At 54.8% G+C, this 14,571-nt stretch carries 15 protein-coding genes; 4 read left to right on the forward strand and 11 right to left on the reverse strand.

Features of this window, described 5'->3' with window-relative positions; all coding sequences use genetic code 11:
- The first annotated feature begins 34 nt into the window (after positions 1 to 34).
- Genes OCA8868_RS01225 through OCA8868_RS01235 form a run of 3 tightly spaced genes read left to right on the forward strand, consistent with a single transcriptional unit; the run spans position 35 to position 3,074 of the window.
- Entirely contained in the window at positions 35 to 1,168 is a 1,134-nt protein-coding gene (locus tag OCA8868_RS01225; protein WP_093995468.1) for an ABC transporter ATP-binding protein, read from the forward strand.
- Positions 1,165 to 2,262, forward strand: a complete 1,098-nt coding sequence (locus OCA8868_RS01230) for an ABC transporter permease subunit (protein ID WP_245847974.1) — start codon at positions 1,165 to 1,167, stop codon at positions 2,260 to 2,262. The genes OCA8868_RS01225 and OCA8868_RS01230 overlap by 4 nt, the downstream gene beginning before the upstream one ends.
- A complete protein-coding gene (locus OCA8868_RS01235; protein ID WP_093994736.1) occupies positions 2,259 to 3,074 on the forward strand; it encodes an ABC transporter permease in 816 nt (271 codons plus the stop codon). Before OCA8868_RS01230 ends, OCA8868_RS01235 begins: the two co-directional genes overlap by 4 nt.
- An 11-nt stretch (positions 3,075 to 3,085) precedes the next feature.
- Here the strand turns inward: OCA8868_RS01235 and phoB are convergent, their stop codons facing one another.
- The 11 genes from phoB to OCA8868_RS01290 all read right to left on the reverse strand — a co-directional run bounded on the left by phoB (position 3,086) and on the right by OCA8868_RS01290 (position 13,636).
- On the reverse strand, positions 3,086 to 3,769 hold the full coding sequence (phoB, locus tag OCA8868_RS01240) for a phosphate regulon transcriptional regulator PhoB (protein WP_093994737.1): 684 nt from the start codon (positions 3,767 to 3,769) through the stop codon (positions 3,086 to 3,088).
- Between the two features lie 3 nt (positions 3,770 to 3,772).
- A complete protein-coding gene (phoU, locus tag OCA8868_RS01245) occupies positions 3,773 to 4,477 on the reverse strand; it encodes a phosphate signaling complex protein PhoU (RefSeq protein WP_093994738.1) in 705 nt (234 codons plus the stop codon).
- 10 nt (positions 4,478 to 4,487) lie between these two features.
- Entirely contained in the window at positions 4,488 to 5,249 is a 762-nt protein-coding gene (gene pstB / locus OCA8868_RS01250) for a phosphate ABC transporter ATP-binding protein PstB (RefSeq protein WP_218822664.1), read from the reverse strand.
- Positions 5,250 to 5,271: 22 nt separating this feature from the next.
- The gene (gene pstA, locus OCA8868_RS01255; protein ID WP_093994740.1) at positions 5,272 to 6,579 is read right to left on the reverse strand and encodes a phosphate ABC transporter permease PstA; all 1,308 of its coding nucleotides are present in this window, start codon (positions 6,577 to 6,579) and stop codon (positions 5,272 to 5,274) included.
- Complete coding sequence (pstC, locus tag OCA8868_RS01260; protein ID WP_093994741.1) at positions 6,579 to 8,060, reverse strand: phosphate ABC transporter permease subunit PstC; 1,482 nt, start codon at positions 8,058 to 8,060, stop codon at positions 6,579 to 6,581. The genes pstA and pstC overlap by 1 nt, the downstream gene beginning before the upstream one ends.
- 94 nt (positions 8,061 to 8,154) lie before the next feature.
- Positions 8,155 to 9,192 carry a PstS family phosphate ABC transporter substrate-binding protein gene (locus tag OCA8868_RS01265; protein WP_093994742.1) on the reverse strand — a complete coding sequence of 346 codons (1,038 nt, stop codon included), beginning with the start codon at positions 9,190 to 9,192 and terminating at the stop codon, positions 8,155 to 8,157.
- 134 nt (positions 9,193 to 9,326) lie between these two features.
- Positions 9,327 to 10,379, reverse strand: coding sequence for an ATP-binding protein (locus OCA8868_RS01270; protein ID WP_093994743.1), 1,053 nt, complete (start codon positions 10,377 to 10,379; stop codon positions 9,327 to 9,329).
- A gap of 2 nt (positions 10,380 to 10,381) precedes the next feature.
- The gene (locus OCA8868_RS01275; RefSeq protein WP_093994744.1) at positions 10,382 to 11,563 is read right to left on the reverse strand and encodes a trans-sulfuration enzyme family protein; all 1,182 of its coding nucleotides are present in this window, start codon (positions 11,561 to 11,563) and stop codon (positions 10,382 to 10,384) included.
- The gene (locus tag OCA8868_RS01280) at positions 11,560 to 12,081 is read right to left on the reverse strand and encodes a gamma carbonic anhydrase family protein (RefSeq protein ID WP_093994745.1); all 522 of its coding nucleotides are present in this window, start codon (positions 12,079 to 12,081) and stop codon (positions 11,560 to 11,562) included. Before OCA8868_RS01280 ends, OCA8868_RS01275 begins: the two co-directional genes overlap by 4 nt.
- A gap of 12 nt (positions 12,082 to 12,093) precedes the next feature.
- Positions 12,094 to 12,747 carry a guanylate kinase gene (gene gmk, locus OCA8868_RS01285; RefSeq protein ID WP_093994746.1) on the reverse strand — a complete coding sequence of 218 codons (654 nt, stop codon included), beginning with the start codon at positions 12,745 to 12,747 and terminating at the stop codon, positions 12,094 to 12,096.
- 1 nt (position 12,748) lies between these two features.
- Positions 12,749 to 13,636 (reverse strand): YicC/YloC family endoribonuclease, encoded by an 888-nt coding sequence (locus tag OCA8868_RS01290; RefSeq protein ID WP_093994747.1) that lies wholly within the window; start codon positions 13,634 to 13,636, stop codon positions 12,749 to 12,751.
- A gap of 318 nt (positions 13,637 to 13,954) precedes the next feature.
- Between OCA8868_RS01290 and OCA8868_RS01295 the strand changes: the two genes are divergently transcribed.
- Positions 13,955 to 14,566, forward strand: coding sequence for a PAS domain-containing protein (locus OCA8868_RS01295; protein WP_245847976.1), 612 nt, complete (start codon positions 13,955 to 13,957; stop codon positions 14,564 to 14,566).
- Positions 14,567 to 14,571 lie beyond the last annotated feature (5 nt).

Genomic DNA, 14,571 nt, shown 5'->3' on the forward strand with positions numbered 1-14,571 from the left:
GGCGCGGGGGCTTCCCTTTTTCAAAGGATAGATGATGGCGCAACCCAACACGAATGTGGTCTTTGCCCCTTGGGACGATCCTGCAGCAAAACCGATTATCCAGTTTAAGAATGTGACCAAGCGGTTTGGCGAATTCACAGCCATCGACAATCTGACACTCGATATTTACCCGCAGGAATTCTTCGCGCTGCTCGGTCCGTCTGGATGTGGTAAAACCACGCTGATGCGGATGCTCGGCGGGTTTGAAAGCCCCACAGAAGGTCAAATTCTTCTCGATGGGGTTGATATTGGGCCCGTCCCCCCGAACGAGCGCCCTGTGAACATGATGTTCCAGTCCTACGCTCTGTTTCCGCACCTGTCTGTTTGGGACAATATCGCGTTCGGGCTGAAACGGTCGAACATGCCCAAAGACCAGATCGGTGACCGTGTTGAAAAGATGTTAAAGCTGACACAGCTGGGCAAGTTTGCGAAACGCAAGCCACACCAGATTTCTGGCGGCCAACGTCAGCGTGTTGCGCTTGCGCGTTCACTGGCCAAGGCGCCAAAGCTGTTACTGCTGGATGAACCCCTGGGCGCGTTGGACAAGAAATTGCGCAATGAAACCCAGTTTGAATTGATGGACATTCAGGAAACCACCGGCACCACCTTCGTGATCGTGACACATGACCAAGAAGAAGCGATGACTGTGGCGTCGCGGGTCGCGATTATGGTTGATGGAAGTCTGGCGCAGGTCTCTACGCCGGACCAAATCTATGAGGCCCCAAATTCCACTTACGTCGCCGACTTCATTGGCGATGTGAACTTGATCGAAGGTAAGGCCGCCGCGGCCAAAGGTGGCATGGATGTCCATTGGGGGGATCATCAGCCCCCGATCCACATCACCACCGATAAACCCTTGCCCGCCGGCGCACACTGCCATTTCGCGATCCGACCTGAGAAAGTTTCGATTTCGGCGACTACGCCGAAGGCTGCGAATGTTGTCAAAGGCACGATCCTCGATATTGCCTATCTCGGTAACATTTCAACTTACCATGTTGAGATCGCGTCCGGTGTCATCTTCAAGGCGCAAACGACGAATTCGAAGCGTCTGTCGCGCCGAACATTCACTTGGGAAGACGAAGTGTACCTCAGCTGGACAGACACTGCTGGTGTCGTGTTGAGCGAATGAAATTCGGTCGCACTCTCTTAGTTGCCATACCCTATACATGGCTGTTGGTTTTCTTCCTGATCCCGTTCGGGATTGTGCTGAAAATTTCCTTCTCTGACATCGCGCTGGCCATTCCGCCTTATACGCCAACGTTGAAGGATGGGTTCTGGCAAATGCTGTCGGGACTGGACCTTGAGAACTACGCCTTCATCGGTGCTGGCGCGGTATTCGCTGTGTTCGCGGTTTTGGTGATTTCTGTCGCGATGTTCCAAATTGTCTACCCTAGGGTGCGACGCGCTTTAATTCCGGACGCCAGATATGGCGTTTTTGATAGTGCGGCGGCGGCACTGACGACCTTGGCTGTCGCGCTGGTGAATGTGGCGTTGATCGTCGCACTCGTCAGTTTCCTGTTTCCGGTCCTGAAATCTTTCGTTGATATTCCCGATTTCCTCTACTTCGCGGCCTATCTGTCGTCCCTGAAAATCGCCATTATCTCGACGTTTCTTACGCTCCTGATCGGCTACCCGATTGCCTACGGAATGGCGCGCGCCGCAGAGCATTGGCGCCCCACGTTGTTGATGCTGGTGATCCTGCCGTTCTGGACATCATTCCTGATCCGCGTTTATGCGTGGATCGGCATCCTCAGCACCGAAGGTTACCTTAACCAGCTCTTGCTAAGCATCGGCATTATTAGTGAGCCGCTGGCAATCCTGAACACACCTGTCGCGGTCTATATCGGCATTGTTTATACCTACCTGCCCTTCATGGTCCTGCCAATCTACGCAGCGCTTGAGAAAATGGACGACAGCCTTGTGGAAGCCGCCGAAGACCTCGGCTGCACAACCCTTTCAGCCTTTTGGCTCGTCACGGCGCCACTGTCCAAACCGGGCGTCATTGCGGGCTGTTTCCTTGTGTTCATTCCGACGCTTGGTGAATTCGTTATCCCGTCGCTGCTTGGAGGATCCAACACCGTGATGATCGGTAAGGTTCTGTGGGAAGAGTTCTTTAACAACCGCGATTGGCCCGTGGCTTCGGCTGTGGCGGTGATCTTACTGTTGATCCTGATCATCCCGATCGTGCTGTTCCAGCGTAACCAAGAGGAGGCCGAGCAATGAGACGGTTTTCCTGGTTCAACGCCACGTCCCTCACATTCGGGTTCGCCTTTCTCTATCTACCGATGTTGATGCTGATCATCTACAGCTTCAACGAGTCGCGACTTGTTACTGTTTGGGCGGGTTTTTCCACCAAATGGTACGGCGAGTTGATGCAGAACGAGGCATTTCTTGATGCCGCGTGGGTCACGATCAAAGTCGCGTTCTGGTCGTCCACTTTGGCCACGATCCTTGGCACAATGGCGGCCTATATCATGGTGCGCGCCGGGCGGTTCCGTGGGCGCGGGTTGTTTAGTGGCATGATCTATGCACCACTTGTGATGCCCGAAGTTATCACCGGCTTATCGCTGTTACTGTTCTTTATCGCTGTCGATGTTGACCGCGGAATCTTGACGATCGTGCTGGCCCACACGACCTTTGCAATGTGCTACGTTTCAGTCGTTGTGACATCGCGGTTGGTCAGTTTTGACAATTCATTGGAAGAAGCCGCGCTGGACCTTGGGTGTACACCATTTGACGCCTTCCGTTCTGTTACCTTGCCGATCATTATGCCTGCGGTGATATCGGGCTGGTTGCTGGCGTTTACACTGTCTTTGGATGATCTGGTGATCGCAACGTTCACCTCGGGCCCCTCCTCAACCACGCTGCCGATCAAGATATTCAGCGCCGTGCGCCTTGGAGTGACGCCAGAAATCAACGCGCTGTCGACAATCATGATCTTACTGGTGACGGTTGGCGTTATCTCGGCTTCGCTCATCTCGCGAAGCTTGGCGATAAAGGCCAAAGCAGACGAACGCAAAGCCGAACAGCAATAGCGCGTTTCTAGCTAACCTAATGCGTAACCGGCGCCGCGCACGGTACGTACCGGGTCCGTGCCACCATTGCTCTTAAGGATTTTGCGTAGTCGTCCGATGTGGACGTCCACAGTGCGTGTATCCACATAGTTCTCGCGCCCCCAAACGCGATCCAAAAGCAGATCACGGCTCCAGACACGCCCAGGGTTCTCCATAAACATCGCCAGCAGGCGAAATTCTGTTGGGCCGAGCTTTAGTTCAGCGTTATCGCGTGTAACCCGATGGGTTTCTCCGTCCAATGTGATGTCTTCAAACGTCAGCACCTGCCCCACCGTACTCGGGCGTACGCGGCGCAACTGGGTACGGACACGGGCCATAAGTTCAGCGACCGTATAGGGTTTCGCAACATAGTCATCCGCACCGGTTTCAAGGCCGCGCACTTTGTCGACCTCTTCTGATCGCGCCGAGAGCATGATGATGGGAATGTTGCGGGTTTCTGTACGCGACTTGAGCTGTCGGCAGACCTCGATACCGGACACATGTGGCAGCATCCAATCCAGCACGATCATGTCTGGCGCATCTTCGCTCACAGCCAACAGCCCCTGTTCACCATCTGATGCTGAGCTGACGCGGTAGCCTTCGGCGCTCAGATTATAACTGAGGACTTCACGCTGGGCGAGCTCGTCTTCAATAATGAGGATATGGGGTTGAGACATGGGTTAGATTTCTTGTGCTGCGATTGTGCTGCTCATCTTCGGGCGGTCTTCCTCAGGCATTTCACCCGTGACCATATAGATGATCTGTTCGGCCATGTTGGTGACCAGGTCGCCCATACGTTCAACATTCTTGGCGATGAAATGCATGTGCATACAGGCGGAAATGTTGCGAGGGTCTTCCATCATGAAGGTTAGGAATTCGCGAAACAGTGCATTATACATCTGGTCAATGTCCAGATCGCGCTGACGCACGCTTTCAGCCAGTTCAACGTCATTGCGCACATAGGCATCCAGCGCATCGCCCAGCATGGATTGCACTTCTTTGGACATCCGACGTAGGGCGGCGTCAGCACCGCTGATCGGTTTCATATCAGCAAGGATAGGTGTGCGTTTCGCGATGTTCTTAGCGTAATCTCCGACACGCTCTAGCGATGCGGACAGTTTCAGAACAGACAGTAAAGTGCGCAAATCCTTGGACACAGGCGCGCGCAGCGCGATGGTGCGTGCGGCGGCTTCGTTGATCTGTTCTTCTAGGGCATCAATCGCTTTATCGCCTTTGCGCACCACCTCGGCACGATCAATATCGCGCACCTCAAGCGCCTTGGCGCATTCAAGGATTGCATGTTCAACCATGCCGCCCATTTTCATGATAAGCGATTGAATTTCTTCAAGATCGCGGTCGTATGCAGATGAAATATGTTCGTTCATGTCGCTCTCCTTACCCGATCCGACCAGAGATATAGCTCTCTGTGCGGGGGTCTTCGGGGTTGGTGAAAATTTTGTCCGTTTCGTCGAATTCTACCAGATTACCAAGGTGGAAGAAGGCGGTTTTCTGGCTGACACGGGCGGCTTGCTGCATGGAGTGGGTCACGATGACCACGCTGAAGCTTTGGCGCAGCTCATCAATCAGTTCTTCGACTTGGGCGGTTGCGATTGGGTCAAGCGCCGAACAGGGTTCGTCCATCAGCAAGACTTCTGGGGCCGTAGCAATCGCGCGCGCGATACACAGACGTTGTTGTTGGCCACCAGACAAGCCTGTCCCCGGCGCGTGCAACCGATCCTTGGCCTCGGTCCAAAGCGCGGCTTTGCGCAAGGATTTTTCAACGATCTCGTCCAGCTCGATTTTGTTGCGTGCCAGCCCGTGGATTTTTGGGCCGTAAGCTACGTTATCATAGATGGATTTTGGGAACGGGTTTGGTTTCTGGAACACCATCCCGACCTTGGCGCGTAGCTGCACAGGGTCGACGGACGGATCGTAGATGTCTTCACCATCTAGCAGAATGTCCCCCTCAACGCGGCAGATATCGATCGTGTCGTTCATCCGGTTCAGGCAACGCAGGAACGTGGATTTGCCGCAACCAGACGGGCCAATGAAGGCCGTCACGGTCTTGTCTTCGATGTCGACATTCACGTCCTTGATGGCGTGGTTATCACCATAATAGACCTGCACGTCTTTGGCAGAGATTTTATAGTCGGTCATTAAGCTTGTGTCCTTCATTTCGCTACCAGCGACGTTCGAATTTTTTGCGCAAGAAGATGGCGATGGCGTTCATCAAAAGGAGGAACACCAGCAGTACGATAATCCCACCCCATGCTTTTTCATAAAAGCCCACGTCAGCGCGTGCAGCCCATGTGTAAATTTGTGCCGGCATCGCCGAGTTAGGGTCCATAAAGCCGGACACCACGCCATCAGGGTATTCGCGAGCCACAAACCCGACCATCCCGATCAGCAACAGCGGTGCGGTTTCACCCAAGGCCTGCGCGAGGCCGATGATGGTTCCGGTCAAGATACCGGGCATCGAGAGGGGCAACACGTGGTGGAACACCGATTGCATCTTGGATGCGCCAATCCCCAGTGCCGCATCGCGAATGGAGGGCGGCACAGATTTCAAAGATGCGCGTGTGGAAATGATGATCGTCGGCAATGTCATCAGTGTCAGAACCAAGCCGCCAACCAATGGCGCGGATTGCGGCAGGTGCATGAACTGGATGAAAACGGACAAGCCCAAGATACCAAACACAATGGACGGCACCGCGGCGAGGTTTGAGATGTTCACCTCAACCAAGTCGGTGAAACGGTTCTTTGGCGCGAATTCTTCAAGGTAGATCGACGCGGCAACCCCAATCGGCAGGCTGAGGAACAAGACCACCAGCATCATAAAGAAAGACCCGATAACCGAGGCCCCGATCCCAGCTCCACCCGGGTTATCCACGCCGGAATCTGTACCCGTCAGGAAGGCCCAGTTAAAGCGCCCTGTCATAAGGCCTGCATCGCGCAGCACGTCAACGATATCGAGGTCGGTTTTCTCTAAGAAACGGCTGTCGACCAAAGTGTCGCGCGTTACACGTCCGCGAAAGTAGCCTTCGACCCGTGAAGACAGCTGAAGTTGAAAGACTGTCGGTTGGCCGATGTCGCTTAGGTTTTCGCGGTAATGGGCACGAATATCGCCACCGACTTTACCAAGCAGCCGTTCTAACGCGTCAGCATCATAATTTACGTCAATGCCGTTGGCTTCTAGTTGGTCAGAGAAGTTATCGATAAAGATGTCTCGGTAAACAGCCGTCTTCAAAAGCTGGCTTTCGGCGTCGTCAAATTGTTCTTGGCTTAGCGTCACTTCCAGCTTCATCACGTATTGCGTGAAGGCTGGAAGGCCGGACTTCAAGATCGTGAAGGTCAACGCGGCCAAGAAAAGCCCGCCAATCGCAATCGCGGCAATCCCATAGGCGCGGAACCGTTTTTCGGCGGCATTGCGTTTCTTGGTGCGCGGGTCTTGCACCTTCATCGACGTGAATTTGGGTGTGTCAGTCATTAGTCGTACTGCTCCCGATATTTGCGCACGATATAAAGCGCGAAGACGTTCAAACACAGGGTGATGATGAACAGTGTCATCCCCAGCGCGAAGGCCACCATCGTTTCTGGGCTGTTAAATTCGCCATCACCTGTCAGCTGGCTGACGATTTTGGCAGTTACGGTTGTCATGGCCTCAAATGGGTTAAGCGACAGGCTCGCCGCGGCCCCTGCCCCTAGAACCACGATCATGGTCTCGCCAATCGCGCGGGAGGCGGCCAGAAGGATCGCGCCAACGATGCCGGGCAAGGCCGCAGGCAAGATCACTTGGCGGATGGTTTCAGATTGCGTGGCTCCAAGTCCGTAAGACCCATCGCGCATGGCCTGTGGCACCGCGTTGATGATGTCGTCAGACAGGGATGATACAAACGGGATCAACATGATGCCCATGACGGAGCCCGCGGTGATCGCCGCAGTCCCGCCTGACATCCAGTTCACGCCAAAGAAGCCACCGTTGCCAAAGGCGCTGACTAACAGCGGCCCGACTGTTAGCAGTGCAAACAGCCCGTAAACGATTGTTGGAATACCCGCGAGGATTTCCAACATCGGTTTAGCCACGGCGCGCACGCGGTCAGACGCGTATTCTGACAGGTAGATCGCGGAAAACAGGCCCAGTGGGACGGCAACGATCAACGAGATGATAGAGATATACATCGTGCCCCAAATCAGAGGCAGGAAGCCAAGGTCGGATGCACCACCGCGTCCTGAAAAGCTCGGCTCCCAACGGGTGCCAAAGAAGAAATCTGCCGCCGGAAAGGCGTCAAAGAAATTAATGGTGTTGAAGATCAGGCTGAGGACAATGCCCACCGTTGTCAGTACAGCAACGGTCGCTGCGCCGAACAGCAGGATCAAAACGCCGCGTTCAACAACATTGCGTGCGCGGAAGTTTTTATCGGTGCGCTGCATCGCAAAAACAAAACCGGCAAGCGCAAGGGCTAGGACTGCAATTCCCCGCCAAAAGTTTCCGGTTTTGCTTAGCGAACGGTAGCGTTTTGCGCCGTCCAGTGTTTGCTGGGTCACGTCCGATCCAACAGCGACGCCAACATCCGCCAGCAATTCACGTACATTCGTGCTCTCCGCGTCCAAGGATGCAATGGCGTCATCGCTTACCAAGCCTTGGTCGACAACAACGTCCAATCCATTTGCTACGCGGCGCATGTCTTGAATAATAAGGGAACTCGATGCCCCTTCTGCAAGGTCTTGATCGGAAAACAAGCTGGCGACGGATTGGTTGATTAAAAGCGGCTGCGCGATCAGCCAGACCACGAGCAATGTCGCAGATGGAACCAAGATGCTCAGGGCGACGTTCTGACCGTAATATCCTTTTAGGGAATGAAGCAGACGCTGGTCGCCACTTGCAGAACTCAGCGCGCGGCGTGTCCCCATCATGTATCCGATGGCACACAGAGCAAGAACCAAACCGATGGTTAGCATTAATGTCATTCCGGTTCTGCCCCCAAGCAGCAAGCGTGGCCATGTGGCCCCAATAATTGTTCAGGCGGCCTGATGTGGGCCACCTGAGTTTGCAAAAGACGCCTTAGTTAACGTCCAGTGTTTCTTCCGCTTCAACAGTTGCCTGCGTCGCAGCAAGCTCTGGATCAGATACCAGACCGTACTGTGCAAGTGGGCCATCAGGGCCGGCAATTTCGTCAGCGATAAAGAACTGAGCGAATTCTTTCACACCAGGGATCACACCGATGTGCGCCTGTTTGATGAAGAAAAACAATGGGCGGGACACGGGGTAGTCGCCTGCTGCGATTGTTTCAGTGGTTGGCTCAACGCCGCCCATTGTCGCAACTTTCAGAACGTCTGTGTTGTTCTCGTAGAACGCCAGACCAAAGATGCCGATACCGTTCGGGTTCGCATCGATACGGGCCAGTGTTTCGGTGTAGTCACCGTCGATGTCGACTGTGATACCGTTGCCGCGCACTTCGATGCAGGCGTCTTCTGCGTCATCTTCGGACATGCCGCCCGCGATCATTGCTTCCATCGCGCCAGTTTCTTCACAACCCGCCAACAGAACCTTATCTTCGAACACTTCACGTGTGCCGTGCTTTGTGCCCGGAATGAACGCCACGATATCAGCCGCTGGCAGATCAGCGTTGAAATCGGACCACTGTGTGTGCGGGTTGGCAACAACGTCGCCGTCTACCAGAACTGTCGCGCCGAGTGCGTTGAAGATGTCGGCTGGTTCGAAAGCTGTGAACGCAGGGCCGTCGATTTGAGATGCAAATACGATGCCGTCATAACCGATGCGGACTTCGATGATGTCTGTCACGCCGTTCTCTAAGCACAGCTCAATGTCGCTGTCGCGGATCGGGCGGGAAGAGTTTGCGATGTCGATGGTGTTTTCGCCAACGCCTTCGCAGAAGCGCTTGAGGCCAGCAGAAGAACCGCCGGATTCAACAACCGGTGTTGGGAAATCTGTGTTGTCGCCGAAGGCTTCGGCAACGATGGAGGCATATGGCAGCACTGTGGAAGATCCAGCGATCTGGACGTTTTCACGTGCTGTTGCGGATGTTGCGGAAATCGCAGCGATTGCGAGCGTCGAGGCAGTCAATTTGAGAACGGACATTGTAACTCCTACGTTTGTCATCATCTCTCGCCCATCGCGAACCGAGGGGCGTTGAAGCACGAGTTAGGGCGAGCTCACAAAGCTTTTGTGACGGTAGTGTAAAAGTAATGTGACAGCGCAGACCCGCTGTCGCGTCATTGCTGCTTTGGCGTGCTTTCAACGGGAAGAATTACTTTAAATTCAGACCCTTCGCCCACAGTGCTTGAGATACGTAGCCGCCCTCTGTGACGGTTAATAATATGTTTTACGATGGCCAAACCAAGTCCCGTTCCCCCAATTTCACGGCTTCTGTGACTATCCACGCGGTAAAACCGCTCAGTGAGTCGCGCGATGGCATGGGACGGGATACCGATTCCATCATCGTTAAACGTGATTTGGACACCGTCCTGCATAATCGCGGGGTCGTATTCTGGTTCTGTCAGGCCAATTGTCGCCGTACCACCCTCAACGCCATATTTGATGGCGTTCTCAATGAGGTTGCTAATCACCTGCCAAAGCTGTTCGCGATCCCCTGCGATTTCGACGTCGTGCTTGGGTATATGCGCCACAAGCGAGACGTCTTTAGCGGCGGCAACCGGTGTAAGGGCTGCGATGACTTCGTTGATAAGCAGGTTCAGATACACGCGGGATGTTGGCCGCACGCGAATATCGCTTTCAACGCGGCTGAGCGATAGCAGGTCTTCAACCAAACGGTTCATACGCCCCGCTTCACTTTCCATGATCTCCAAAAAACGATCGGATGCGTCTGGGTCATTTTTGGCGGGCCCACGTAAGGTTTCGATAAATCCCTGAAGCGAGGTCAGCGGCGTACGCATTTCATGGCTGACATTGGCCACAAAATCACGGCGCATGTCTTCGGCCTGTTCAAGTGCGGTAAGGTCTTGGAACGACAATACCACGACCGTCCCAGTCTCAAGCGTCGTGCTGTTAACCGTCACTTCAAAGGTCGTGCCAAGCCCGCCGTCATTGCCCAGATAGGTAACGGTGCGGTCGTGCCCGTCCTTCAACGTCGCCTCGACCGCGTCCAACAGCGCAGGTTGGCGCAGGGCGGTGATATACGGCATCCCGGTGCAATCCATGCCAAGCAGTTGACGTGCGGCCGCGTTCGCGCCCAATATCCGGTCATCTTGCCCGACCATTAAAATGGGCTGTGGCAGCGTGTCGATAAGGGCGTTAGCGTCTGACATGGCTAGGCTTTTTGGCTTTCGGCAATCGCGTGGCTTAGCTCGTCGATCAGCAATTGCGGGTCCTCTAAGCCGACCGAGACGCGAAAGAACCCCTCGCTCATACCAAGGTCTGCGCGCGCTTCAGGTGTTAGGGCGCGGTGGGACGAAGATGCCGGATGGCTAAGGGTCGTCCCAACATCTCCCAAAGTCGGCGCGAAGGGCAATTCAGGTGCCGCGCGGGTCAATGCGTTTGCAGCGGCCCGCCCGCCTTCAATCTCAAAGCTCATCATGTTGCCGGGGCGATCCCCAAGGATTTGAAGGCCACGGTTGTGGTCTGGATGATCCGAACGGCTCGGATGAACGACGCGTTTGACGCCCTTCACGTCCGCCAAGGCCGCTGACAGCTCAATGGCTGTCGCTTCAGCGCGGTCATAGCGCAGATCAAAGGATTGCAAGCCGCGTTCGGCTAGCCAGCAGTCGAACGGGCTCGCGGTCATGCCGAATGTCGTGTTGGCGGTGTAGATTTGCTCCATCAACTCTGGGTCTTTGGCGACAACATAGCCAAGCGTCGCATCCGCATGGCCCGCAAGCAATTTGGTGACCGAGTGCAGAACAATATCCGCGCCATTTTCAAACGGGCGATAGCTGCGCGGTGTGGTGAAGGTGTTGTCGACCACCAGAAGGATACCGCGGTCATTGGCGAGTTTGGCGATGCCTTCCATGTCAGCAATTCGGATCGTCGGGTTCGACACGACTTCAACGATCATCATCCGCGTGTTGGGTTTGATCGCGGCCTCAAAAGATGCGGCATCCGTCGGGTCTGCTAGCGTGGTTTCAACGCCAAAGCGCGGCAAATCCTGCGTCATCATCCGCAGCGTGCGACCATATAGTTGATCGGCACCGATCACATGGTCACCTGCTTTCAACAACCCAAGAAACACGGCCGAAACGGCGGCCATGCCGGACCCGTTCACGATACCGCCTGTCACGCCTTCCAGCATGTCGATCTTTTGGGCCAGCACTGTCGCGTTCGGGTGCCCTTCGCGGGCATAGGTGAAGCCGCTGCCTTCTGCATATTGCTGGTCCAGCGCGCTTGGGTCTGGTGAGGAATAAACCACCGATGGCTGAAGCGGTGTTGCAACAGGGCGCGACACGGATGTTGGCCATGCGGGGCGACGCGACAGCGCCTTGGGGGTGTCGTTCATGATCGTACTTCCTTCATGCCAGCCCTAAACCGAGCCGCGTTTTGTTGATAGTTCAGCGCAGAAAGCGTGAGGCCGTTGATCGCCGCCTTGTCCAACTCACGCGCGATCTTACCAATCCCCATCACGAGCGAGCCATCTGGGATCACTTTGCCTTCGGTAATTAACGCCCCTGCCCCAATCAGGCAGTTCTTGCCGATCACAGCACCGTTCAGCACCGTAGCCCCCATGCCAATCAGGGAATTGTCGCCGATTGTGCAGCCGTGCAGCATCGCCTTGTGGCCGATGGTGCAGTTGGTCCCGATGGTCAGCGGAAACCCCATGTCCGTATGCAGCACGCAGTTTTCTTGAACGTTTGATCCTGTGCCGACGCTGATAAGTTCATTGTCGCCGCGCAGTGTGGAGCCAAACCAAATAGAGGCCAAATCAGCGACGCTGATTTTACCGATCAAATGGGTGCCCGGTGAAATCCACGCACCGCTGTGAACCTCTGGCGCGATGCCATCCAACTCATAAAGCATTGTTATCTCCGCTTATCGGCCCTTCTTTAGGCCGTCTGTAAACTCGTCATGTAACAATCTTACGTGGTCTGCCAAATTGGGCTGTTGATCACGGCGCTGACGTTCACCTTCTACGATTGTGCGCAACTGGGCTTCGGTTTCGTCCAGATCGTCGTTGATTAAAACATAGTCATATGACCGCCAATGGCTGATCTCGTCCCAGCTTTGCATCATGCGTTTGTCGATGGTTTCTTTGTCATCCTGCCCACGGGATTCCAGACGGCGGCGTAGTTCGGTGATGGACGGCGGCAGAAAGAAAACGCTTAGGACGTGCTGGCCAAGAGAGGAATCCTTGATCTGTTCGGCCCCCTGCCAATCCACATCAAACAACACATCACATCCCGCATCGATTGACGCCTTTACCGGTCCCTTTGGGGAGCCATAGAAGTTGCCGAAAACATGGGCGTGTTCCAGCATTTCGCCATCAGCGACGAGGTGACGGAATTCGTCCTCTGTGCGGAAATGGTAATCCTGCCCGTCAACTTCACCTTCGCGAGGCTGTCGCGTTGTGGCGGATACAGAGAACTCAATCGTCGGATCCCATGCGCGTAACCGTTTGGAATGTGTCGATTTTCCAGCGCCTGATGGCGAAGATAGAATAATCAATAGACCACGCCGTTGCATCATATCACTCCACGTTTTGTACTTGTTCGCGCATCTGGTCGATGACTGCCTTCAGCGCAAGGCCGATCTGCGTAAGCGTGACATCTTGCGCTTTAGAACACAGGGTATTGGCTTCTCGGTTGAATTCTTGTGTCAGGAAGTCGAGTTTACGCCCCACCGGACCGCCCTGAGACAGTAATTCGCGTGCGGCTTTGATATGCGCTCCAAGACGGTCGATTTCTTCGGTGATGTCGGACTTTACCGAAAGCAGCGCAAGTTCTTGCGCGACGCGATCAGGGTCCGCGCCAGTCGCGCCGTCCATGACACGCGTTAGCGCATCCTTAAGCTGGGTTTTAACGGCTTCAGTACGGTTTTTGGCGGCATTCACCGATTGCGCTGTCAGCTTTTCGATTTGATCAACTTGCTCAGTCAACACCTTCAACAGTGCCGCGCCTTCAGCTTCGCGCATCACTTTGAGGGCGCCAAGCGCCACATGTAGATCAGCAGTGAGCGGTTCCAGAAGATCAGCACTATCTACCACCTGCCCGTTCACCAAGACCCCGCGCTGCGCCAGAACGTCCGCTGCTGTAGGTTGGCCAAGTGTTACACCGATGTCGAATGCACGGTCTTGCACTGTGTCGAGGGCTTTCAGGATCAAGTCCAGGCGCTCAGGGTCTATTTCAAGGGTTCCGTCCGCTTGGGCGCGCTGCAAGCGAAGTCCGATTGTGACATTGCCGCGGCTTACGTATTCAGCAGCGGCTTTGCGAACAGCCGTTTCCAGACCCGGTGTTCCATCTGGCAAACGAATTTTTACATCTAGCCCACGACCATTAACGCTGCGCACCTCCCAGACCCAGGTGGTATCCCCTGCTTCGCTTGTGGAATTTCCTTGCTGAGTTGCGAAGGCAGTCATTGATCGTATCACAGATATCGTCCCCAGTTCGGCGCATTGGCTATGGTGTTGCACCTAAAGCCAAACTTGCTGTCAGAGCAAGGGTTCTCCCTCCTATGGTCGGCTCCGAATTTCAGCTGCCACTGCGTTAACCGGTTAACCTGTTAAGACTTTGTTTAGAGAATTTGTGGCGGCAATGTGGCAAACCAAGGTTGAACAACAAAACACTGTTCCGCCCCGAAATGGCGGAAACAAATATTGGATACCTTTCGTATGAGTATGACTTTTGACCCTTATAAAGTGCCCGCTAATGCGATCTCTGACGCGCAGGACGTTATCATGACAAACCCGACTGCCTTGAAAGAGCTTGAGAAATACTGGGCCACCCTGCCCCGCAGCAACGGTGTTCCCCATCGCAAACATGTTGACCCAATTGCAATGGGTTCATTACTTGAGGACAGTTTTATCCTTGAACGTGTCGCGCCGGGTGTCGCGCGAATTCGCGTCGCGGGGCGCAATATCACTAAACTTATCGGGCTTGAGCCACGCGGCCTTCCGTTAACAGCCGTCATGTTACCGGAGGCTCGCGCGGACATTGCAAAATACCTCGAGCAGGCGTTCATGACCCCCAGCATCGTTGAATTCCCCCTCGTCGGGCCACGCGCGGTCGGTCAGCCGAAACTGCACGGTAAAATCCTGTTGCTCCCCCTGCGCGATGATCATGGCCGCGTGAGCCGTATTCTGGGTGTCTTGGTTATGAGTGGCCGACGTGGGCTTGGCGGACGTCGGTTTAGCATTTGTCCTGACACGGCGGTTCGAGTCGACGCAGTTGTTGGTTTGCACGTTGTTGCCGCTGGCAAGGCTGAAACCCAGAGTCCGACGTTTCGCGTGCCCTTCCACGAAAAAGCGGAGGACAAACCTGCCCTCCGCCTTGTTGTTTCAAACGACTAAGCGCG

The organism is Octadecabacter ascidiaceicola (assembly GCF_900185015.1).
In the GTDB taxonomy this organism is placed as follows: Bacteria; Pseudomonadota; Alphaproteobacteria; order Rhodobacterales; family Rhodobacteraceae; genus Octadecabacter; species Octadecabacter ascidiaceicola.